18 protein-coding genes and 5 tRNA genes are annotated in these 21,762 nt (G+C 54.7%); 15 read left to right on the top strand and 8 right to left on the bottom strand.

The window, feature by feature from the left end:
• Nucleotides 1–25 precede the first annotated feature (25 nt).
• From QRN24_RS14595 to QRN24_RS14575, 5 genes are all read right to left on the bottom strand, one after another.
• Nucleotides 26–1,306: an MFS transporter gene (locus QRN24_RS14595; RefSeq protein WP_020882640.1), complete on the bottom strand. Its 1,281-nt coding sequence runs from the start codon at nt 1,304–1,306 to the stop codon at nt 26–28.
• Between the two features lie 108 nt (nt 1,307–1,414).
• Complete coding sequence (locus tag QRN24_RS14590) at nt 1,415–2,353, bottom strand: sugar kinase (protein WP_014168134.1); 939 nt, start codon at nt 2,351–2,353, stop codon at nt 1,415–1,417.
• A gap of 3 nt (nt 2,354–2,356) precedes the next feature.
• Nucleotides 2,357–3,106: a sugar phosphate isomerase/epimerase family protein gene (locus QRN24_RS14585; protein ID WP_078775036.1), complete on the bottom strand. Its 750-nt coding sequence runs from the start codon at nt 3,104–3,106 to the stop codon at nt 2,357–2,359.
• A 103-nt stretch (nt 3,107–3,209) separates the two neighbouring features.
• Nucleotides 3,210–4,226 carry a LacI family DNA-binding transcriptional regulator gene (locus tag QRN24_RS14580; RefSeq protein WP_014168136.1) on the bottom strand — a complete coding sequence of 339 codons (1,017 nt, stop codon included), beginning with the start codon at nt 4,224–4,226 and terminating at the stop codon, nt 3,210–3,212.
• A gap of 124 nt (nt 4,227–4,350) precedes the next feature.
• A complete protein-coding gene (locus tag QRN24_RS14575) occupies nt 4,351–5,013 on the bottom strand; it encodes an OmpA family lipoprotein (protein ID WP_014168137.1) in 663 nt (220 codons plus the stop codon).
• Between the two features lie 212 nt (nt 5,014–5,225).
• Between QRN24_RS14575 and QRN24_RS14570 the strand changes: the two genes are divergently transcribed.
• Nucleotides 5,226–7,505 (top strand): molybdopterin guanine dinucleotide-containing S/N-oxide reductase, encoded by a 2,280-nt coding sequence (locus QRN24_RS14570; protein WP_284942869.1) that lies wholly within the window; start codon nt 5,226–5,228, stop codon nt 7,503–7,505.
• Here QRN24_RS14570 and QRN24_RS14565 read toward each other — a convergent pair.
• Nucleotides 7,474–7,914, bottom strand: coding sequence for an N-acetyltransferase (locus QRN24_RS14565; RefSeq protein ID WP_032679358.1), 441 nt, complete (start codon nt 7,912–7,914; stop codon nt 7,474–7,476). The genes QRN24_RS14570 and QRN24_RS14565 overlap by 32 nt on opposite strands.
• Nucleotides 7,892–8,473, bottom strand: coding sequence for a DNA-3-methyladenine glycosylase I (gene tag / locus QRN24_RS14560; protein ID WP_284942835.1), 582 nt, complete (start codon nt 8,471–8,473; stop codon nt 7,892–7,894). Before tag ends, QRN24_RS14565 begins: the two co-directional genes overlap by 23 nt.
• A gap of 162 nt (nt 8,474–8,635) precedes the next feature.
• On the opposite strand from tag, the gene QRN24_RS14555 reads away from it, so the two are divergent.
• From QRN24_RS14555 to dppF, 9 genes are all read left to right on the top strand, one after another.
• Nucleotides 8,636–9,334 (top strand): autotransporter domain-containing protein, encoded by a 699-nt coding sequence (locus QRN24_RS14555; RefSeq protein WP_020882635.1) that lies wholly within the window; start codon nt 8,636–8,638, stop codon nt 9,332–9,334.
• 238 nt (nt 9,335–9,572) lie between these two features.
• Nucleotides 9,573–10,775, top strand: coding sequence for an L-lactate MFS transporter (locus tag QRN24_RS14550; protein WP_284942834.1), 1,203 nt, complete (start codon nt 9,573–9,575; stop codon nt 10,773–10,775).
• Nucleotides 10,776–11,015: 240 nt separating this feature from the next.
• Nucleotides 11,016–12,710: a kdo(2)-lipid A phosphoethanolamine 7''-transferase gene (gene eptB / locus QRN24_RS14545; RefSeq protein ID WP_014168144.1), complete on the top strand. Its 1,695-nt coding sequence runs from the start codon at nt 11,016–11,018 to the stop codon at nt 12,708–12,710.
• Between the two features lie 91 nt (nt 12,711–12,801).
• A tRNA-Pro gene (locus QRN24_RS14540) sits at nt 12,802–12,878 on the top strand.
• A 620-nt stretch (nt 12,879–13,498) separates the two neighbouring features.
• Nucleotides 13,499–15,106, top strand: a complete 1,608-nt coding sequence (gene dppA / locus QRN24_RS14535; RefSeq protein ID WP_014168145.1) for a dipeptide ABC transporter periplasmic-binding protein DppA — start codon at nt 13,499–13,501, stop codon at nt 15,104–15,106.
• A 165-nt stretch (nt 15,107–15,271) separates the two neighbouring features.
• Nucleotides 15,272–16,291 (top strand): dipeptide ABC transporter permease DppB, encoded by a 1,020-nt coding sequence (gene dppB / locus QRN24_RS14530; protein ID WP_020882632.1) that lies wholly within the window; start codon nt 15,272–15,274, stop codon nt 16,289–16,291.
• Between the two features lie 9 nt (nt 16,292–16,300).
• Entirely contained in the window at nt 16,301–17,203 is a 903-nt protein-coding gene (dppC, locus tag QRN24_RS14525) for a dipeptide ABC transporter permease DppC (RefSeq protein ID WP_014168147.1), read from the top strand.
• A 10-nt stretch (nt 17,204–17,213) separates the two neighbouring features.
• A complete protein-coding gene (gene dppD / locus QRN24_RS14520; protein ID WP_014168148.1) occupies nt 17,214–18,197 on the top strand; it encodes a dipeptide ABC transporter ATP-binding protein in 984 nt (327 codons plus the stop codon).
• Entirely contained in the window at nt 18,194–19,207 is a 1,014-nt protein-coding gene (dppF, locus tag QRN24_RS14515) for a dipeptide ABC transporter ATP-binding subunit DppF (protein WP_151712454.1), read from the top strand. The genes dppD and dppF overlap by 4 nt, the downstream gene beginning before the upstream one ends.
• A gap of 50 nt (nt 19,208–19,257) precedes the next feature.
• On the opposite strand, the gene coaA is transcribed toward dppF, so the two are convergent.
• Nucleotides 19,258–20,208, bottom strand: coding sequence for a type I pantothenate kinase (gene coaA / locus QRN24_RS14510; RefSeq protein ID WP_025206418.1), 951 nt, complete (start codon nt 20,206–20,208; stop codon nt 19,258–19,260).
• Between the two features lie 315 nt (nt 20,209–20,523).
• Between coaA and QRN24_RS14505 the strand changes: the two genes are divergently transcribed.
• From QRN24_RS14505 to QRN24_RS14485, 5 genes are all read left to right on the top strand, one after another.
• Nucleotides 20,524–20,599: transfer RNA gene (locus QRN24_RS14505), tRNA-Thr, on the top strand.
• Between the two features lie 8 nt (nt 20,600–20,607).
• Nucleotides 20,608–20,692, top strand: a tRNA-Tyr gene (locus QRN24_RS14500).
• Nucleotides 20,693–20,808: 116 nt separating this feature from the next.
• A tRNA-Gly gene (locus QRN24_RS14495) sits at nt 20,809–20,883 on the top strand.
• 6 nt (nt 20,884–20,889) lie between these two features.
• Nucleotides 20,890–20,965, top strand: a tRNA-Thr gene (locus tag QRN24_RS14490).
• Between the two features lie 118 nt (nt 20,966–21,083).
• Nucleotides 21,084–21,762, top strand: a 679-nt coding sequence (locus QRN24_RS14485) for a GTP-binding protein (RefSeq protein WP_118283490.1), incomplete at its 3' end; no start/stop codon positions are given.

The raw sequence follows: 21,762 nt of genomic DNA, 5'->3' as shown, positions 1-21,762 counted from the left end.
CTAATCTCCGTTGATTTTTAAGGATTCAGGCGTGGCGTGCGCCGACAGGTAATTGTTGATTATTAGCAGGCTTAACAATCAGAGTAAGCCACACGGAGGCGAAAAGCGCTACCCCCATAAATATGTACGATGCGGACGGGCTGCCGGTTGCTCCGTTCAGGTAACCCACAAACCAGGAGCCGCAGAACGAGCCCAGCGCTCCCATACTGTTAATCAGTGCCATCGCGCCGCCTGCGACGTTACGCGGCAGCATCTCCGGGATGATCGCAAAGAACGGTCCATAAGGGGCGTACATTGCCGCACCCGCAATCACAAGCAGGGTGTAAGAGACCCAGAAATGGTTCGCGCCGACGGCCCAGGAACCAATGAAGGCAAAGGCAGCGATCAGCAGCAGCGGCCAGACAAACAGCTTACGGTTCTGCATTTTGTCCGATGCCCATGACGCAATGATCATGGCGATTGTTGCTGCGAGGTAAGGCACGGACGACAGCCAGCCCACTTCCACCATGCCAAGGTTTTCACCGGCATTGCGGAGAATCGATGGTAGCCACAGTACGAAACCGTACACGCCAATGCTCCAGGTGAAATACTGGGCGCAGAGCAGAATCACATTACGCGAGCGGAATGCTTCGCCGTAGTTACGCACCGCTTTCAGGCCTTGCTGTTCTTTATCCAGCTGCGCCTGCAGAGCGGCTTTTTCATCTTCGGAGAGCCATTTGGCCTGCGCAGGTTTATCTTTTACCAGCATCCACCAGCAGAATGCCCAGATAACCGCCGGCACTCCTTCGATAATGAACATTTCGCGCCAGCCGAAGGACTGGATGAGGTAGCCAGAAACCACCGACATCCACAGCACGGTGACCGGGTTACCGAGGATCAGGAAAGTATTGGCTCGTGAGCGCTCGGATTTGGTAAACCAGTTGCTGATATAAATCAGCATCGCGGGCATTACCGCTGCCTCAACGACCCCAAGAATAAAGCGAATGGCTGCCAGCGCTGGAATATTATTCACCACGCCGGTCAGTGAGGCGCAGGCACCCCACAGGATCAGGCAAACGAAAATCAATTTGCGGACGCTGCGACGCTCCGCATAGATAGCGCCGGGGATCTGGAAGAAGAAGTAGCCCAGGAAGAAAAGGGCACCCAGCAACGAAGAGATACCTTTGGTGATCCCCAGGTCTTCGGTGATCCCTGCCGCGGACGCGAAACTGAAGTTGGCACGATCAAGGTACGCCAGGCTGTACGTGATAAACACGATTGGCATGATGTACCACCAGCGTTTTACTGCATTGGTCGAACTGTTCATAGGCTTGCCTCTGTTGTTGAGGTTTGTACCGCCGTTGTATGTAGGGTACACGGTGGTTTGTTTTGTTTCTCCCTGACCTACCTGAGGAGAGGGGGAGGGAAACGGAATTTATTCGTTCAGCTGCGCGCGGGTCGGTAATCCTTCACTGTCGCCCTGCACCTGGATTGCCAGCGAGCCAATTTTATTGCCCCGGGCGACGGCCTGCTGCAGCGGTTTGCCTTCCAGCAGGGCACTAATGACCCCCACGGCAAAACCATCGCCAGCGCCGACGGTATCAACCACGTTATCAACCTTCACGGCCGCGACTGCGCCTTGCTCGCCGTTAGCTGTTTTAAACCAGGCGCCATCGGCGCCGGTTTTCAGCACCACCGCTTTTACCCCTTTGTTGAGGTAAAAATCGGCAATCCCTTCAGGGGTGTTTTTACCGGTCAGGATCATGCCTTCTTTCACACCCGGCAGAACCCAGTCAGCCTGAAACGCCAGACGGTTCAGCTTCTCGACCATTTCCGCTTCGCTTTTCCACAGTACCGGGCGCAGGTTAGGATCGAATGAGATCGTTTTCCCCTGAGCCTTCATGGTGGTTGCGGCATGATCCAGTAATGCATACGAGCTGGCTGAAAGCGCAGCCGCCACGCCGCTCAGATGCAGATGGCGTGCGGAGGCGAAATAGTGGGCGTGGTAATCCTCGACTGAGAGGTGGCTCGCCGCAGAGCCTTTACGGAAATACTCCACAATGGGATCGGTTCCATTTTCGACTTTCGATTTAAGCTGGAAACCGGTCGGGAAGCGTCCATCAAGGGTGACGCCGGAAGCATCAATGCCCTCTTTTTTCAGCGAATCGAGAACGAAATGGCCAAAGCTGTCATCACCCACGCGGCTGACCCAGCCGACGTTCAGACCCAGGCGCGCCAGGCCGGTCGCGACGTTCAGCTCAGCCCCCGCCACGCGTTTGATAAAGTGCTCCACCGTACTCAGGTCGCCCGTTTCGGTGGCGACAAACATCGCCATGGCTTCGCCGATAGTGATCACATCCAGCGTCTTGTGCATGGTTTACTCCTCACGCAGCAGGTTTACGTAATGACGGGTGACGGCGGTTAAATCCGCCCCTTCCAGCGGGAACTCGATACCACGCGGGGCATCGGCGGGCAGCTGGCAAAGCAGATCCAGCCAGCGCGCATCGGCCCGATCCGGCGCCACGGCGCGGAAATTTTCTTTATGCGGCACGGCGGCTTTAACGTGGATATAGCTCACTGCAGAGGCCAGATGGCGCGCGGCTTCTTCCGGGGAGTCGCCCACCCACAGCCAGTTGCCCATGTCGAACGTCAGCGTGACGGGCAGCGCCATGTCCCGGCAGGCGGCTTTGAAGCGCTGCATCGGCGCAAGCTGGCCGCAGTCGGTCTGGTCGTTTTCCACCACCAGGGCCATACCGCTTTCATCGAGCAGGGCACGCAGGGCGTGAAGCGGCTGGGTGTCGCTGAAATGACCCAGCGAGACCTTGAGCCACAGCGCATTCAGGGTACTGGCTTCGCTGAGATAACGGGGCAGGTCAGGGTTGAGGGCGCCATCGGGCATAAACAGGGCCGCAGGGGCGGAGTAGCATGCCAGCAGGCCCAGCAGCTCAATGGATTCACCCAGCGCGGGCAGCGCCAGCAGCTCTTCGCTGTTGAACAGCTCGCGGCGGATCTCGACGCCGTCGGCACCCGCGCCCGCAATGACGGGCAGCATTGCCCGTTGACCACCTGCCTGTCGTACCTGTTCCGCGCCATACGCGGCGGTGACCACCATGATTTTTCTGCCCATCGTCGGACTCCATCGCAACACATCAATACTATTACGCTAGATGGAACCGGTTCCAAAGAAAAGGTCAGGATGTTGAATTTATGATCGGTATCACAAGGGAAAATTAACGGGCGGTGGAGCCGCGGACAATCAACTCGCCGGAAAATACCTGTTCGCGAACGGCATCGCTGGTGCCTTCAATACGACGAACCACTTGTTCAACAGCGGCATAGCCAATCTGCCAGGTAGGTTGTTTAAGGGTGGTGATCCCGACGCCAGCCAGTTCTGCCCACTCGAGTTCGTCGAACCCCAGCAGACCGATATCGCTTCCCCAGTGCAGGCCGATGCGCTTAAGCGAGCGGGCGACCTGCAGGGTCAGCGCCCCGTTGGCAGAGATAACGGCTTTACGCATTCCGCGATGGCGGGTGTGGAACTGCCGCAGGGTATTGTCGAGCTGATCGGCTTCATGAAGTGGCGTTTCGGCATTCTCGGCGATCACGCCGGGGTAACGCTCCAGCGTGGCACGAAATGCGCTCAGTCGCTCACGACGGGTGTTGACCATGCCCAGAGGTTCGCTCAGAAACAGGATGGCTTCAAAGCCCTGTTCAATCAGATGCTCAGTGGCGGTTGTCGCCGCCTGAGTATTATCCAGCCCGACGACATCGCAGGCGAATTCCGGGATTTTGCGGTCGATAAGAACCATCGGCAGGGAGGATTGCTGCAGACGGTTTAAGCCCTCTTCACGCATGCCCACGGCATTCACCACAATTCCTTCGACCTGATAGCTGCGCAGCAGATCCAGGTAATGCAGCTCCTGATCGACTTCGTTGTTGGTGTTACAGACCAGCGGCGTAAAGCCCTTTTCGCGACAGGCGGCTTCAATTCCGCTCAATACGTTAACGGAGTAGGGATTGGTGATATCGGCGATGATAAGCCCGATAAGACGGGTACGACCCCGTTTGAGCCCGCGCGCCATAAGGCTAGGGCGGTAGTCGAGATCGGCAATGGCTTGTTCAATACGAGCGAGCAGCGCATCGGACAGCAGGTGTTTCTCGCCGTTGAGGTAGCGTGAAATGCTGGTTTTACCGGTGTTTGCGGCTTTCGCCACGTCGCTGATTGTGGCCCGTGTTGGTTTGCTCATCGCTGAATTCCCTGAAGTGAGTGAGAACACCTTAGCGGGAAAATTAGCGATGGCAAGCGGTTCATGCCGATGTGGCGGCATGACACCCTTATCCCCCTCTCCCCCTGGAAGAGGGGGGCAGCCCTTACTGAATTGGGCTTAAGGTAATCTCAACGCGACGGTTCTGCGCTTTGCCTTCCGCCGTGCTGTTGCTGGCGATAGGGTTTGCAGGGCCCATGCCGCTGGTACGGATGCGGTTTGCTGCAACGCCCTGCGTGATCAGCGAGCTGGCCACAGAATCGGCACGCTGCTGAGACAGACGCATATTCAGATCCTGGCTGCCGGTGCTGTCGGTATAACCGATCACATTCACCGCAGTCTTGTTGTACTCTTTCAGCACCATTGCCACGCCGGTCAGGGTATTCGCCCCTGCAGGTTTCAGCGTTGCGCTGCTGCTGTCGAAGGTGACGTTGTTTGGCATATTCAGGATGATGTTATCGCCGCTGCGCGTTACGCTCACGCCGGTGCCTTTCATTTTGTCGCGCAGTTTTGCTTCCTGCACATCCATGTAATAACCCACGCCGCCGCCCAGGGCTGCACCTGCCGCTGCGCCAATTAACGCGCCTTTGCCGCGGTCTTTCTTGGAGGAGGAGAGTGCGCCCACACCAGCCCCTACCAGCGAGCCGAGACCCGCACCGATGCCGGATTTACCAGCTTCGCTTTCACCGGTGTAAGGGTTTGTTGTGCAGCCAGAAACAGCCAGTGCACCGCTCACCAGAGCGGCAATAACGAATACGCGTTTTTTCATCTTATTTCCTTAATCCTTTTTATTCTTTGCCACGACGCGCGTGGCAGTTGATTATGACGTCCAGATACGGAGAAAATTCCGGGTATAACTCTGAAATTTGTGACAAACCATAAACTGCCTCACTAAGAAGGCCGTAAAACCTGCACGCAACCAGGAGCGCACGCTTGAGCACCTCAACAAAAACGATTCTGACCGCCGCCCACTGGGGGCCGATGCTGGTCGAAACCGATGGCGAAAATGTTCTGTCGTCTCGCGGGGCATTGCCAACGCAACATCCCAACTCTTTACAGACCGTCGTTCGCGATCAGGTGCACAGCAAAACGCGCGTGCGCTGGCCGATGGTGCGTAAAGGATTTCTGGCGTCGCCAGACAAGCCGCAGGGTATTCGTGGTCAGGATGAGTTTGTCCGGGTGAGCTGGGATGACGCGCTGGCGCTGATCCATGCGCAGCACAAACGTATCCGCGACACGTATGGCCCGTCGTCCATTTTTGCCGGATCTTACGGCTGGCGGTCAAACGGCGTGCTGCATAAGGCCTCGACGTTACTGCAGCGCTATATGAGTCTGGCCGGGGGGTATACCGGCCATCTTGGGGATTACTCCACCGGCGCAGCGCAGGCGATCATGCCCTACGTGGTGGGTGGTAACGAAGTGTATCAGCAGCAGACCAGCTGGCCGCTGGTGCTGGAGCACACCGATGTGGTGGTGCTGTGGAGCGCCAACCCGCTCAACACCCTGAAAATCGCGTGGAATGCCAGTGACGAGCAGGGGATCCCGTATTTTGATGCGCTGCGTAAAAGCGGCAAGCGCATCATCTGCATTGACCCGATGCGCTCGGAAACCATGGACTTCTTCGGCGACAGCGCCGAGTGGATTGCCCCGCATATGGGCACCGACGTGGCGATGATGCTGGGCATTGCCCATACGCTGGTGGAGAACGGCTGGCACGATACCGGGTTCCTCGCACGCTGTACCACCGGTTTTGACAACTTCGCCGACTATCTGACGGGCAATACAGACGGTATTGCCAAAACGGCAGAGTGGGCGGCAGAGATTTGTGGGGTTCCTGCGACCAAACTGCGTGAACTGGCAGCGTTATTCCACCAAAACACCACGATGTTAATGTCCGGATGGGGGATGCAGCGCCAGCAGTTCGGTGAGCAGAAACACTGGATGCTCGTGACGCTGGCCGCCATGCTCGGGCAAATTGGTACGCCGGGCGGTGGGTTTGGTCTCTCTTATCATTTCGCCAATGGCGGCAACCCGACCCGCAAAGCGGCAGTGCTGGCTTCTCTGCAGGGCTCGGTTCAGGGCGGTGTGGATGCCGTGGATAAAATCCCGGTGGCGCGCATTGTTGAAGCCCTGGAAAACCCGGGCGGGTTTTATCAGCATAACGGTCTGGATCGCCACTTCCCGGATATCCGGTTTGTCTGGTGGGCCGGCGGCGCGAACTTTACTCATCACCAGGACACGAATCGCCTGATCCGCGCCTGGCAGAAGCCAGAACTGGTGGTTATCTCAGAATGCTTCTGGACCGCCTCAGCCAAACATGCCGATATTGTGCTGCCGGCGACCACCTCGTTTGAGCGTAACGACCTCACCATGACCGGTGACTACAGCAATCAGCATATGGTACCGATGAAGCGCGTCGTGGCACCGCGTGATGAGGCGCGTGATGATTTTGAGGTATTTGCTGAGCTGAGCGAGTTGTGGGAAACGGGGGGGCGCGAGCGTTTTACCGAGGGCAAAACGGATTTGCAGTGGCTGGAGACGTTCTACCAGATTGCAGGCCAGCGCGGGGCTCCGCAGGGCGTGACGCTGCCGCCATTTGCGCAGTTCTGGGAAGCGAACCAGATTATTGAGATGCCGGAGAGCGAACAGAATGCGCAGTTTGTTCGCTTCGCCGATTTCCGCCGCGACCCGGAGAACCATCCGCTGAAAACCGAGAGCGGGAAGATTGTGATCTACAGCGAGCGTATCGCCCAATTTAAGTATGCCGACTGTCCGGCGCATCCAACGTGGCTTGAGCCGGACGAGTGGCACGGTAATGCCCAGCCGGAACAGCTGCAGGTGTTATCGGCCCATCCTGCCCATCGCCTGCACAGCCAGCTTAACTATTCATCACTGCGCGAGCGGTATGCGGTTGCCGGACGGGAGCCTGTCACCCTGAACAGCGCAGATGCACGCGCGCGTGGGATCGTTGACGGTGACGTGGTTCGCGTCTGGAATCAGCGTGGCCAGGTGCTGGCAGGGGCGGTGGTGAGCGACGGGATTAAACCTGGCGTTATCTGCATTCACCAGGGGGCATGGCCAGACCTGGAGCCGAGCGAAGGCGGTATTTGTAAAAACGGTGCAGTAAACGTTCTGACCAAAGATCTCCCCAGCTCGAAGCTGGGGAATGGCTGCGCGGGGAACACGGCGCTGGCCTGGGTCGAGAAATATCAGGGACCCGAGCTTACGCTCACGGCGTTTGATCCGCCTGCCAGCTCATGATCCACGTTGGGTGCTGAGTGTCATCCTGCCAGGCGCTGTCTTCAATGCGAAAACCCTGTGCATGATAGAAATTCACCGCCCGGACATTTTTCTGGTAGACCTCCAGGCTTAAATACGGGAAGCGCTGTTGAACATGGTTCAGCAGCGCACGCCCAATCCCCCGACCAATAAAGTCAGTTGAAACAAACAGCGCGCCTACAAACTGGGACTGCATGACGCTGATAAAGCCGCGCAGCATTCCATCCTCTTCCCATACCCAGGTTTCGGCGGCGGGTAGGTAAACATCCCGCACCATACCTTCGTTCTCTTTCCAGTAGCTTGCGCTGATAAACGGGTGCGCCTCCGTGGTGCTTTCAAGCCACAGACTCAGGAGTGGCCCGGCATTATCACTTTCCCATTTGCGGATCATGGTGCCTCCCTGGATGACAGACGCAGCCGGTAACGTGGTCGTTGACCAGGCCACAGGCCTGCATAAAGGCGTAACAGATGGTGGAGCCGACAAATTTAAAGCCGCGTTTTTTCAGCCCTTTAGAGAGCGCATCCGACGCCGGGGTGGAGGCCGGGATCTCCGCGAGCGTGGCGGCCTGGGTAATTTGTGGCGTGTTGTTCACAAACGTCCAGACAAATTCTGAGAACGGTTCTCCGTTTTGCTCCATCGCCAGATAAGCGCGCGCGTTACCAATGATGGCCTGGATCTTACCGCGATGGCGGATGATGCCTGCATCCTGGACCAGCCGTTCCACATCGTCCTCGGTCATGGCAGCGACGGCGACCGGATCGAACTGATGGAAGGCATTACGATAGTTTTCCCGTTTCTTAAGCACCGTAATCCATGACAAGCCCGCCTGTTGACCTTCCAGGCAGATCATCTCAAAAAGCTTTTTCCCTTCTGTCTCCGGTACGCCCCATTCCCGATCGTGATAGTCGATATAAAGCTGATCCTGGCTTACCCAACCGCAACGCTGCATCGGTTATCTCCCTTAATGAAACGGTTATCGCAAAATTTTCATTCTGTCAGGCTTGACGTGTCTACTATAAAGACAATAGTTAATACAGGGCCATATGCCCGCAAAACTCTTCCTAAACAATGACAAATATCGCCGAATTCGGCTCTCTCTGGAGTCGCTTTGATGATGATAAAAAAAATCAGTGGTCGCCATGCTGTTTCTGGCCTGGCGGGGATTTCAGCCTGTCTGTTTTTTTGTAATACAGCATTTGCCTGGCAACAGGAATATATCGTTTCAGACGCCCAAAGTAATACGGCGGAACGCTATACATGGGATGCGGATCACCAACCGCGTTATGAGGATATTCTCGCCGAGCGGATTCAGTCCTCACAAAATGCCCCCGGACTTGCGCTGAGTTTACCATCGGGTTCCACGCCGGCAGGGGCCATGAGCGTGGGCTGGAACATTCCGGTGTCAGGGCGTATCACGACCGGTCCGGTGATGGCGTGGCGTTATGACGGCACGGCACCGATGATGATCAACGAATTTGGTGACAGCGCGACGACGCAGGGGCTTACCGACCCACTCTGGCATGCCAGCGTTAGCACGCTCGGCTGGCGCGTGGATACACAGTACGGCGAGCTTCGCCCGTGGGCGCAGATAAGCTATAACCAGCAGTTTGGCGAAAACCAGTGGAAATCCCAGTTTGGGATGCCACAGACGCCGGCACCAACACAAAGCGGCAACTGGATGGATGTAACCGTCGGAACGGATATTCCGTTTAATACGCATATGGCGGCCTATGCGTCGTTGGCACAAGGGGAATACACCACCACCGGTGAGGAGTTTATGTACACCCTGGGCGTGAGCGCTAATTTTTAAGGTTGTTACTTTTTTAAACGTTCCGATAACATCCTGAATACAATGGCCGTGGGGGTTGTAGCGATAGCAGTCACTAACACGCCGTCGCTTCATTCCCCGGCAAGGTCATTCATTCCCGATTTATGGCATTTCATTCCATTCCTCCTGCATTTCATGCCGTTTTACCCCAGGCATATTAAGGTTTTGTTTATCGTTGTCCTCAGCGAATTCCCTTACTTTCTCTTGCAGGATAACTGCCATGAACACATCAACTTACAACCGTACGCGCTGGCTAACGCTTTTTGGCACCATCGTGACCCAGTTTGCGCTGGGGTCGGTCTATACTTGGAGCCTGTTTAACAGTGCACTTTCCGATAAGCTTGGTGCACCAGTCAGCCAGGTGGCGTTCTCCTTCGGCTTGCTGAGCCTCGGGCTGGCACTTTCATCTTCCGTCGCGGGAAAATTGCAGGAGCGATTCGGCGTGAGGCGGGTGACGATGGCATCCGGTATCTTGCTGGGCGTGGGCTTTTTCCTGACAGCGCATTCCAGCAACCTGATGATGCTGTGGCTGAGCGCCGGGGTGCTGGTGGGACTTGCCGACGGTGCAGGTTATCTGCTGACCCTGTCAAACTGTGTGAAGTGGTTCCCGGAACGTAAAGGTTTAATTTCTGCGTTTGCCATCGGGTCCTATGGCCTGGGGAGTCTCGGTTTTAAATTTATTGATTCCCACCTGCTTGCTTCCGTGGGACTTGAAAAAACGTTCATGATCTGGGGCGCTATTGTTCTGGTCATGATCCTGTTCGGCGCCACGCTGATGAAAGATGCGCCGCAGCAGGAAGTGAAAACCGTTAACGGTGTGGTGGAGAATGATTTCACCCTCGCGCAGTCTATGCGTCAACCACAGTACTGGATGCTGGCGGTCATGTTCCTGACAGCCTGCATGAGCGGTCTGTATGTGATTGGGGTGGCGAAAGATATTGCTCAGGGAATGGTGAAACTGGATGCGGCAACAGCGGCGAATGCGGTCACCGTCATCTCCATTGCCAACCTCTCTGGTCGTCTGGTGCTCGGGATTCTGTCTGACAAAATTGCCCGTATCCGCGTGATTACCATCGGGCAGGTTGTCTCGCTGGTGGGGATGGCGGCGCTGTTGTTTGCCCCACTGAACGAAGCCACGTTCTTCGCCGCGATTGCCTGTGTGGCCTTTAATTTCGGCGGCACGATTACAGTCTTCCCGTCGCTGGTCAGTGAGTTCTTCGGCCTGAACAATCTGGCGAAAAACTACGGTGTTATCTATCTGGGCTTTGGCATCGGCAGTATCTGCGGCTCGTTAATCGCTTCGCTGTTCGGTGGGTTCTATGTGACCTTCTGCGTGATATTTGCTTTGCTGATAATCTCGCTGGCCTTGTCGACCACCATTCGGCAGCCGCAGCGTGAAGTCTTTAACGAAGTGCATGCCTGATTATCGCTAAGAGGCCTTTACGGCCTCTTTTTTATGGTCGTCCAAAGTATGCCTGTTCGTGTTATTTTGTAAAAAAATGCACCGATCACATTCTCTGCTGCCACTTTTCTCTCCCGCTGTGGTCTACTTAACGCGCTTGTAGACGTTTCTGATAACGGTTTCTTACGCACTTACTTACTCTGTCTGCTTTCTCATCGAGATTAAGCGGGTCTCTATACCCCTTTCCCCAGGGTTGTTTGCATGAAATACATTAGGTCTCTTACCCAGCAAAGATTGTGTCTGATGCTGGCTGTCTATATCGGTTTATTTCTGAATGGCGCGGTGTTGTTCAGAAGAGTGGAAGGTTATTTAGAACATCTCACCGTAAGAAATGGAATTTTTGCCGCAATTGAAGTGTTCGGTTCCGTTCTCGCCACATTCTTCCTGTTACGCCTGCTCTCACTCTTCGGCCGACGCACCTGGCAAATTTTGGCCTCACTGGTGGTAATTATTTCCGCCGCTGCCAGTTATTACATGACCTTTATGAATGTCGTTATTGGCTACGGCATCGTCGCGTCGGTAATGACAACGGATATCGACCTCTCGAAAGAGGTGGTTGGAAAAGGGTTTATCGTCTGGACGGTATTAACCTGCCTGATCCCGCTCTTCTTTATCTGGAGTAATACCTGCCGCTATACGTTGCTGCGCCAGCTCCGCACCCGTGGGCAGCGAATCAGGAATATCGCCGTCGTTATCCTGGCGGCCTTGCTGGTATGGGCACCCATCCGCTTGATGGAAAAACAGCAAAAACGAATCGAAAAAGCGACGGGCGTGGATATGCCAAGCTATGGCGGCGTGGTAGCAAACTCCTACCTGCCCTCCAACTGGATTTCAGCGCTGGGTCTTTATGCCTGGGCGCAGGCGGATGAATCAAGTGATGTGAAATCGCTCATCAACCCAATGAAAAAATTCAGTTACGAAGCGCCGGGTAACCAACTCGATGATACCTATGTTGTCTTTGTTATTGGTGAAACGACGCGCTGGGATCATATGGGCATCCTCGGTTATGACCGGGATACCACGCCAAAACTGGCGCAGGAAAAGAACCTGGTGGCTTACCGGGGGTATTCTTGCGATACCGCAACCAAGCTCTCGCTGCGTTGTATGTTTGTTCGTGAAGGCGGTGCCAGTGATAACCCACAGCGTACCCTGAAAGAGCAGAACGTATTTGCGGTACTGAAGCAGCTCGGTTTCAGCTCCGATTTATTCGCGATGCAAAGTGAGATGTGGTTCTACACCAACACGCTGGCGGACAACATCTCGTATCGCGAGCAGATTGGCGCCGAACCACGTAACCGCGGCAAGAACGTGGATGACATGTTGCTCCTTGAGGAGATGTCACAGTCCCTGAAGAGCCATCCGCAGGGTAAACATCTGGTTATCCTGCATACTAAAGGCTCCCATTACAGCTATTACCAGCGTTACACGCGTGATTTTGCGAAGTGGCAGCCGGAGTGTGTAGGTATCAATAAAGACTGCAGCAAGCAGGAACTGATCAATGCCTATGATAACTCGGTTCTGTATGTGGATACGTTCCTGAGCCGGGTGATTGACCAGCTTCGTGATAAGAAAGCGATTGTTATTTATGCGGCTGACCACGGAGAGTCAATCAACGAGAAAGAGCATTTGCACGGTACGCCGCGCAAGCTGGCACCGCCTGAGCAATTCCGTGTACCGATGATCATGTGGATGTCGGACAAGTACCTCGAAGACCCGGAGAAAGCGAAGATGTTTGCCCACCTGAAAAAAGAGGCAGACATGAAGGTGCCGCGTCGTCATGTTGAGCTGTACGACACCATTTTGGGTTGCCTGGGTTATACCTCTCCTGACGGCGGTATCAACGAAAATAACAACTGGTGCAAACTCCCTGATAGCAAGGCGAAAGCCGCGCAGTAACGCGTCTGGCGAGAATATCGCCAGTTGAAGGGCTTTTTTAATTTAAGGGATTGACGGGGGCGCACCTCAGCAGTAAGATGCGCTCCGCATTCGGCGAGTAGCGCAGCTTGGTAGCGCAACTGGTTTGGGACCAGTGGGTCGGAGGTTCGAATCCTCTCTCGCCGACCACATTTAAAGAAGGGCTAACCGCAAGGTTAGCCCTTTTTGCATTAGCAGCTTACTCATCCTGATTCACCAAAACGCCCCTTATCCCGCCTTCTTCCTGTCTGTTAACGATTTTGTGACATAATCCATTGTATTTTTTTATATATAGATTGATCTTTTTTCGCGTTGCTTATGGATAACCTCAGCATTTTTCGCTGTGCGTTTTAACGTTCGCGGTATTTAGTGCTCAGATAATCACCGTTCTGCAAGAAAATTTACCCGATCTGAATAAAAGTTAATCACTGATTGTTGCGAAATATGAAGATAATTGTGCTGCAACATAGCGAGTAGCATAAATTTCCCTGCTGAAAACTGGCATACATAGTTTTTTTAATCTTTGTTTGCGGTTTCTCACACTCAGCGTAAATCCCCGTCACCTGTATTGACGTTTTCACATTCTGTTGACAGATTGTAGGGCATGAGGGGCATTTCAGGGACGATCTGCGCTGCAACTCAAACGCTCTTCTGAAAGGATTCTCCATCCCTTAAACGCCTTCGGGCATCACCGACCGGACCGGGTAAAAAATAAATAAAGGTCTGGCGGCGTAACACAACAAAGCAAAACATCACATTGGAGCAGAATAATGAGTATTTCCTTGAAGAAGTCAGGGATGCTGAAGCTTGGTCTGAGCCTGGTGGCTATGACCGTGGCAGCAAGCGTACAGGCAAAAACCCTGGTTTACTGTTCTGAAGGCTCGCCGGAAGGCTTTAACCCACAGCTCTTTACCTCTGGTACGACTTACGACGCAAGCTCTGTGCCTATCTATAACCGTCTGGTTGAATTCAAAACCGGTACCACGGAAGTGATCCCAGGTCTGGCGGAGAAGTGGGACGTCAGCGAAGACGGTAAGACCTATACCTTCCACCTGCGCCAGGGCGTGAAGTGGCAGGACAACAAAGAATTCAAACCAACGCGCGATTTTAACGCCGATGACGTTGTGTTCTCCTTCGACCGTCAGAAAAACGCTCAGAACCCGTATCACAAAGTGTCTGGCGGCAGCTATGAATACTTCGAAGGGATGGGCCTGCAGGACCTGATCGCTGAAGTGAAAAAAGTGGACGATAAAACCGTTCAGTTCGTGCTGACGCGTCCGGAAGCACCATTCCTGGCTGACCTGGCCATGGACTTCGCCTCTATTCTGTCTAAAGAGTACGCGGACAACATGCTGAAAGCCGGCACCCCGGAGAAAGTGGACCTGAACCCAATCGGTACCGGTCCGTTCCAGCTTCTGCAGTACCAGAAAGATTCCCGTATTCTGTATAAAGCCTTCCCGGGCTTCTGGGGCACCAAGCCGCAGATCGATCGTCTGGTCTTCTCCATCACGCCTGATGCTTCTGTGCGTTACGCAAAACTGCAGAAAAATGAATGCCAGGTCATGCCATACCCGAACCCGGCTGACATCGCGCGCATGAAGCAGGATAAAAACATCAACCTGCTGGAGCAGGCTGGTCTGAACGTGGGTTACCTCTCCTTCAACACCGAGAAGAAACCGTTTGATGACGTGAAAGTCCGTCAGGCGTTGACCTATGCGGTGAATAAAGAAGCGATCATTAAAGCGGTCTATCAGGGCGCGGGTGTTGCCGCCAAGAACCTGATCCCACCAACCATGTGGGGCTATAACGACGACGTTAAAGACTACACCTACGATCCTGAGAAAGCGAAAGCGCTGCTGAAAGAAGCAGGCCAGGAGAAAGGCTTTACCGTTGAGCTGTGGGCGATGCCAGTACAGCGTCCGTATAACCCGAACGCACGCCGTATGGCTGAAATGGTTCAGGCTGACTGGGCTAAAGTGGGCGTTCAGGCCAAGATTGTGACCTACGAGTGGGGCGAGTATCTGAAGCGTGCCAAAGCGGGTGAGCATCAGGCGGTGATGATGGGCTGGACCGGTGACAATGGGGATCCGGACAACTTCTTCGCTACCCTGTTCAGCTGTGCAGCTGCGAAAGACGGTTCTAACTACTCTCGCTGGTGCTATAAGCCGTTTGAAGACCTGATCCAGCCGGCGCGTGCGACCGACGATCACAACAAACGTATCGAGCTGTACAAACAGGCTCAGGTTGTGATGCACGATCAGGCTCCGGCTCTGATTGTGGCTCACTCCACCGTGTACGAACCAGTGCGTAAAGAAGTGAAGGGCTACGTGGTTGATCCACTGGGCAAACACCACTTCGAAAACGTCTCTGTTGAATAATATGTAGGGTGTTCTCCCTCTCCTTCACGGAGAGGGCAGGGGTGAGGGCGTGCATGCATGCATTCCCTCACCCTAATCCTCTCCTGAAGAGAGAGGGAATTTACATTTGTGAGCAATACAGACGTCACGCCAACTGGTTGTACGTCATCAGAGAGAATCCGGGTTATGTTGCAGTTCATCCTCCGACGTCTGGGACTTGTTATCCCCACGTTTATCGGTATCACCCTTCTCACTTTTGCCTTCGTCCATATGATCCCCGGCGACCCGGTAATGATTATGGCGGGCGAGCGTGGTATTTCACCTGAACGCCATGCACAGCTGCTGGCTGAGCTTGGCCTGAACAAACCACTGTGGCAGCAATACCTCAACTATATCTGGGGCGTGTTGCACGGTGATTTAGGGATTTCGCTGAAAAGCCGTCTTCCGGTGTGGGACGAGTTCGTGCCGCGTTTTAAAGCGACACTGGAGCTTGGTGTCTGCGCCATGATTTTCGCCACTGCGGTGGGTATCCCTGTTGGGGTCCTGGCTGCCGTGAAACGTGGCTCTATTTTCGACCATACGGCTGTTGGCCTGGCGCTGACGGGTTACTCCATGCCTATCTTCTGGTGGGGCATGATGCTGATCATGCTGGTCTCGGTGCAGCTAAACCTGACGCCGGTCTCCGGACGCGTCAGTGATATGGTCTTCCTGGATGATACGAATCCTCTGACCGGTTTCATGCTGATCGATACGGCTATCTGGGGCGAAGAGGGTAACTTCATTGATGCGGTGGCACATATGATCCTGCCTGCGATGGTGCTCGGTACCATTCCTCTGGCGGTTATCGTGCGTATGACCCGTTCTTCAATGCTGGAAGTGTTGGGTGAGGATTACATTCGCACCGCACGTGCCAAAGGTCTGACGCGTATGCGCGTCATTATCGTTCACGCCCTGCGTAACGCCATGCTGCCGGTGGTGACCGTTATTGGTCTGCAGGTGGGGACGTTGCTGGCGGGTGCGATCCTGACCGAAACCATCTTCTCCTGGCCGGGCCTCGGACGCTGGCTGATTGACGCACTGCAACGCCGTGATTATCCGGTAGTGCAGGGCGGGGTATTGCTGGTCGCGACGATGATTATTCTCGTCAACCTGCTGGTCGATTTGCTCTACGGCGTGGTGAACCCGCGTATTCGTCATAAGAAGTAAGGGGCCATCATGTCACACGTTTCTGAAAATAAAGTGGTTACTGCACCGGTTCCCATGACGCCGCTGCAGGAATTCTGGCACTACTTCAAGCGCAACAAAGGCGCGGTGGTGGGGCTGGTTTATGTCTCTGTCATGATCCTGATTGCGGTGTTTGCCAACGTGCTTGCACCGTATAACCCGGCGGATCAGTTCCGTGATGCGTTGCTGGCACCGCCAGCATGGCAGGACGGCGGTAGCCTGTCGCACCTGCTGGGTACCGATGACGTGGGCCGCGATGTGCTGTCGCGTCTGATGTACGGTGCGCGTCTGTCGCTGCTGGTCGGCTGCCTGGTGGTCGTGTTGTCGCTGGTTATGGGGATCGTACTCGGTCTGGTTGCCGGCTACTTCGGCGGCATTATCGATAACATCATCATGCGTATCGTCGACATCATGCTGGCGCTGCCCAGCTTGCTGTTGGCGCTGGTACTGGTGGCGATTTTTGGTCCGTCGATCAGTAACGCCGCGCTGGCATTAACCTTCGTGGCGCTTCCCCACTATGTGCGACTCACGCGCGCGGCGGTGCTGGTGGAAGTAAACCGCGACTACGTAACGGCCTCCCGCGTGGCGGGTGCTGGCGCGATGCGTCAAATGTTCGTCAACATCTTCCCGAACTGCCTGGCGCCGCTGATTGTTCAGGCGTCGCTCGGTTTCTCTAACGCCATTCTTGATATGGCCGCTCTTGGCTTCCTGGGCATGGGTGCGCAGCCGCCAACACCGGAGTGGGGCACCATGCTCTCCGATGTGTTGCAGTTCGCCCAAAGCGCCTGGTGGGTTGTGACCTTCCCGGGTCTGGCAATCCTGCTGACGGTGCTGGCATTTAACCTGATGGGTGATGGCCTGCGTGATGCACTTGATCCCAAACTGAAGCAGTAAGAGGCACGAGATGGCGTTATTAAATGTAGATAAATTATCGGTGCACTTCGGTGACGAAGGCACTCCGTTTCGCGCCGTGGACCGCATCAGCTACAGCGTAAATCAGGGCGAAGTGGTCGGCATTGTGGGTGAGTCGGGTTCCGGTAAGTCGGTCAGTTCACTGGCCATCATGGGGCTGATTGATTATCCCGGCCGTGTGATGGCCGAAAGTCTGGAGTTTAACGGTCAGGACCTGCAGCGTATCTCCGAAAAGCAGCGCCGCCAGCTGGTCGGTGCGGAAGTGGCGATGATCTTCCAGGACCCGATGACCAGCCTGAACCCTTGTTACACCGTGGGATTCCAGATTATGGAAGCCATCAAGGTGCACCAGGGCGGGAATAAGAAGACCCGGCGTCAGCGTGCGATCGATCTGTTAAATCAGGTCGGTATCCCTGACCCGGCATCGCGTCTGGACGTTTACCCGCACCAGCTCTCCGGTGGGATGAGCCAGCGTGTGATGATCGCCATGGCGATTGCCTGTCGGCCAAAACTGCTGATCGCGGATGAACCGACAACGGCACTGGACGTGACTATCCAGGCGCAGATCATCGAGCTGCTGCTGGAACTGCAGCAGAAAGAGAACATGGCGCTGGTGCTGATTACGCATGACCTGGCGCTGGTGGCCGAAGCGGCGCACAAAATTATCGTGATGTACGCAGGTCAGGTGGTCGAAACTGGACATTCGCACGATATTTTCCGCGCGCCGCGTCACCCGTATACGCAGGCGCTTTTGCGTGCGCTGCCGGAGTTTGCCCAGGACAAAGCGCGCCTGGCATCACTTCCGGGCGTCGTACCGGGTAAATATGACCGACCGCAGGGCTGCCTGCTTAATCCGCGTTGTCCGTATGCCACAGACAAATGTCGTGCAGAAGAGCCAGAGCTCAACCTGCTTGCTGACGGTCGTCAGTCGAAATGCCACTACCCACTCGATGATGCCGGGAGGCCAACACTATGAGTACGCAACAGGCCACCACGCAACAACCGCTGTTGCAGGCTATCGACCTGAAAAAATACTATCCGGTGAAGAAGGGGCTGTTTGCGCCTGAACGCCTGGTGAAAGCGCTGGATGGCGTCTCCTTTACCCTTGAACGCGGCAAAACCCTGGCGGTGGTCGGTGAGTCAGGCTGTGGCAAATCGACGCTGGGTCGTTTGCTGACGATGATTGAAGTCCCCACCGGCGGTGAGCTCTATTATCAGGGACAGGACCTGCTCAAGCACGATCCGCAGGCGCAGAAACTGCGCCGTCAGAAAATCCAGATTGTGTTTCAGAACCCGTACGGATCGTTGAACCCGCGTAAAAAAGTGGGACAGATTCTGGAAGAGCCCCTGCTGATTAACAGCAATCTGAACAAAGAGCAGCGTCGTGAAAAAGCGCTGGCGATGATGGCGAAAGTGGGCCTGAAGACCGAGCATTACGATCGTTATCCGCATATGTTCTCTGGCGGCCAGCGCCAGCGTATCGCGATTGCGCGTGGTTTGATGCTCGACCCTGATGTGGTCATCGCCGATGAGCCGGTATCTGCCCTCGACGTTTCTGTGCGTGCGCAGGTGTTGAACCTGATGATGGATCTGCAGCAGGACATGGGGCTGTCGTACGTGTTTATTTCGCACGACCTGTCGGTTGTGGAGCACATTGCCGACGAAGTGATGGTGATGTATCTGGGGCGCTGCGTGGAGAAGGGGACAAAAGAGCAGATCTTTACTCATCCTCGTCACCCGTACACCCAGGCGCTGCTGTCTGCGACCCCGCGCCTGAACCCTGACGATCGTCGTGAGCGTATCAAGCTGACGGGTGAATTGCCCAGCCCGTTGAATCCGCCTCCAGGCTGTGCATTCAACGCCCGCTGCAGTCGCCGCTTTGGCCCGTGCACCCAGTTGCAGCCACAGCTCAAGGATTATGGCGGTCAGCTGGTTGCCTGCTTCGCGGTCGATCAGGATGAGAATGGCGAAAAGCCGGTGGCGTAATCCATCAATAAAAAAACCGGCGCTAAGCCGGTTTTTTTATGTCTGCGTGATTACTTGCGCAGACGGATCTGGTCGACAGCGTGTTTCTCACTCTTGGTGAGGATCAGGCTGGCGCGCTCACGGGTGGGCAGGATGTTCTCTTTCAGGTTCACGTAGTTGATCTCATTCCACAGCCCTCGCGCCACATTAATGGCTTCTTCTTCAGAAAGCTGGGCGTAGTGGTGGAAATAGGAGTCAGGGTCGGTGAACGCCCCTTCACGGAACTTCAGGAAGCGGTTGATATACCAGTTCTGCAGCAGGTCTTCCGGCGCATCGACATAAATAGAGAAATCGACGAAGTCAGAGACAAACACATGATGGGGATCGTGAGGATAATCCATCCCGCTTTGCAGGACGTTTAACCCTTCGAGGATCAGGATATCCGGCTGAACCACCGTTTTGTCTCCACCCGGGATGCGATCGTAGATCAGGTGCGAATAGACCGGAGCCGTCACGTTAGGCGCGCCCGATTTCAGGTCAGAGACAAATTTCACCAGACGGTGCATATCATAAGAGAGCGGGAAGCCCTTCTTCTTCATTAGCCCGCGTTCCTTTAACACCTCATTCGGGTGCAGGAAACCGTCAGTGGTGATGAGCTCCACGCTGCGGTGTTCTGGCCACCGGCTCAGTAACGCCTGCAATACGCGTGCGGTGGTGCTTTTACCGACGGCCACGCTGCCTGCAATGCTGATGATATAAGGAATGCGTTGGCCGTTCGTCCCGAGGAACTGCTCCAGCACCGCCTGACGGCGCAGGTTGGAGCTGATATAGAAGTTAAGCAAGCGCGAGAGTGGTAAATAGATTTCTGCCACTTCTTCCAGCGACAGATCTTCGTTTATCCCCTTTAACCGTGCGATTTCGCCTTCCGTCAGCGTCATCGGGACGGAGTCACGCAGTGCAGCCCACTGGCTACGGTTAAACTGAAGATAAGGTGTCATTAACGTTTGCTCTTTTTTGCTCATAAGCATGCTTCAGTGAGCCAGCACAACACAGCGCGTCCGGGCTCAACATAGTTAATTTTGGACAATGGGCAGGAGGTTAACACCAGATGACAGGAATAATAAGAAAAAATATGGGGAAGCGATGCTTTACGCGGGAGTCATCACGATACGGTATAAGTGGTGTAAATCGGGCGCTGATGTTGAATTTTTGACCTTGAGTGGATGAATTTACAGCGGTTAACCCTGGTTTCGAATAAAATGTGAGCGAAAGAACGTTTTATGCAATTTTTTAGTTGCATGACTGCGCATGTCTCCATAGAATGCGCGCTACTTGATGCCGACTTAGCTCAGTAGGTAGAGCAACTGACTTGTAATCAGTAGGTCACCAGTTCGATTCCGGTAGTCGGCACCATCAAGTCCGGTGGGGTTCCCGAGCGGCCAAAGGGAGCAGACTGTAAATCTGCCGTCACAGACTTCGAAGGTTCGAATCCTTCCCCCACCACCACTTTCTGGCAGCGTTAAGCCGCCGGAGCTGGTTTGAAAATTGAATCAGCTCGAACCTAAAAAGAGAGAAATCTCTTTTTTTGTTACAGAAAGAACTGGGTAGCCGAGTTTCAGGATGCGGGCATCGTATAATGGCTATTACCTCAGCCTTCCAAGCTGATGATGCGGGTTCGATTCCCGCTGCCCGCTCCAATACGTGCTGATATGGCTCAGTTGGTAGAGCGCACCCTTGGTAAGGGTGAGGTCCCCAGTTCGACTCTGGGTATCAGCACCACTTCACTTCTCCTTCCCGTTTCTCTCTGTTTCAATTTTACTGTATTCAACAATTCAGGCATTTCGCCTGGTTGATGTGGTGATATCACCGATTTATCCGTGTCTTAGAGGGACAATCGATGTCTAAAGAAAAGTTTGAACGTACAAAACCGCACGTTAACGTCGGTACTATCGGCCACGTTGACCATGGTAAAACAACGCTGACCGCTGCAATCACTACCGTTCTGGCTAAAACCTACGGTGGTTCTGCTCGTGCATTCGACCAGATCGATAACGCACCAGAAGAAAAAGCTCGTGGTATCACCATCAACACCTCTCACGTTGAGTACGACACCCCGACTCGCCACTACGCACACGTAGACTGCCCAGGCCACGCCGACTATGTTAAAAACATGATCACCGGTGCTGCGCAGATGGACGGCGCGATCCTGGTTGTTGCTGCGACTGACGGCCCAATGCCTCAGACCCGTGAGCACATCCTGCTGGGTCGTCAGGTAGGCGTTCCTTACATCATCGTGTTCCTGAACAAATGTGACATGGTTGATGACGAAGAGCTGCTGGAACTGGTAGAGATGGAAGTTCGTGAACTGCTGTCTCAGTACGATTTCCCAGGCGACGACACCCCAATCGTTCGTGGTTCCGCGCTGAAAGCGCTGGAAGGCGACGCTGAGTGGGAAGCGAAAATCATCGAACTGGCTGGCTTCCTGGATTCTTACATCCCAGAACCAGAGCGTGCGATTGACAAGCCGTTCCTGCTGCCAATCGAAGACGTATTCTCCATCTCCGGTCGTGGTACCG

The organism is Enterobacter sp. MEB024 (genome assembly GCF_030209635.1).
Lineage (GTDB): Bacteria > Pseudomonadota > Gammaproteobacteria > Enterobacterales > Enterobacteriaceae > Enterobacter > Enterobacter ludwigii.
This window is presented reverse-complemented; position numbering and strand designations above follow the sequence as displayed.

Excerpts from the sequence above, each read along its gene's own strand:
- QRN24_RS14595 (WP_020882640.1), bottom strand. The coding sequence starts at position 1,306 with ATGAACAGTTCGACCAATGCAGTAAAACGCTGGTGGTACATCATGCCA.
- QRN24_RS14590 (WP_014168134.1), bottom strand. The coding sequence starts at position 2,353 with ATGCACAAGACGCTGGATGTGATCACTATCGGCGAAGCCATGGCGATG.
- QRN24_RS14585 (WP_078775036.1), bottom strand. The coding sequence starts at position 3,106 with ATGGGCAGAAAAATCATGGTGGTCACCGCCGCGTATGGCGCGGAACAG.
- QRN24_RS14580 (WP_014168136.1), bottom strand. The coding sequence starts at position 4,226 with ATGAGCAAACCAACACGGGCCACAATCAGCGACGTGGCGAAAGCCGCA.
- QRN24_RS14575 (WP_014168137.1), bottom strand. The coding sequence starts at position 5,013 with ATGAAAAAACGCGTATTCGTTATTGCCGCTCTGGTGAGCGGTGCACTG.
- QRN24_RS14570 (WP_284942869.1), top strand. The coding sequence starts at position 5,226 with ATGCTGGTCGAAACCGATGGCGAAAATGTTCTGTCGTCTCGCGGGGCA.
- QRN24_RS14565 (WP_032679358.1), bottom strand. The coding sequence starts at position 7,914 with ATGATCCGCAAATGGGAAAGTGATAATGCCGGGCCACTCCTGAGTCTG.
- tag (WP_284942835.1), bottom strand. The coding sequence starts at position 8,473 with ATGCAGCGTTGCGGTTGGGTAAGCCAGGATCAGCTTTATATCGACTAT.
- QRN24_RS14555 (WP_020882635.1), top strand. The coding sequence starts at position 8,636 with ATGATGATAAAAAAAATCAGTGGTCGCCATGCTGTTTCTGGCCTGGCG.
- QRN24_RS14550 (WP_284942834.1), top strand. The coding sequence starts at position 9,573 with ATGAACACATCAACTTACAACCGTACGCGCTGGCTAACGCTTTTTGGC.
- eptB (WP_014168144.1), top strand. The coding sequence starts at position 11,016 with ATGAAATACATTAGGTCTCTTACCCAGCAAAGATTGTGTCTGATGCTG.
- dppA (WP_014168145.1), top strand. The coding sequence starts at position 13,499 with ATGAGTATTTCCTTGAAGAAGTCAGGGATGCTGAAGCTTGGTCTGAGC.
- dppB (WP_020882632.1), top strand. The coding sequence starts at position 15,272 with ATGTTGCAGTTCATCCTCCGACGTCTGGGACTTGTTATCCCCACGTTT.
- dppC (WP_014168147.1), top strand. The coding sequence starts at position 16,301 with ATGTCACACGTTTCTGAAAATAAAGTGGTTACTGCACCGGTTCCCATG.
- dppD (WP_014168148.1), top strand. The coding sequence starts at position 17,214 with ATGGCGTTATTAAATGTAGATAAATTATCGGTGCACTTCGGTGACGAA.
- dppF (WP_151712454.1), top strand. The coding sequence starts at position 18,194 with ATGAGTACGCAACAGGCCACCACGCAACAACCGCTGTTGCAGGCTATC.
- coaA (WP_025206418.1), bottom strand. The coding sequence starts at position 20,208 with ATGAGCAAAAAAGAGCAAACGTTAATGACACCTTATCTTCAGTTTAAC.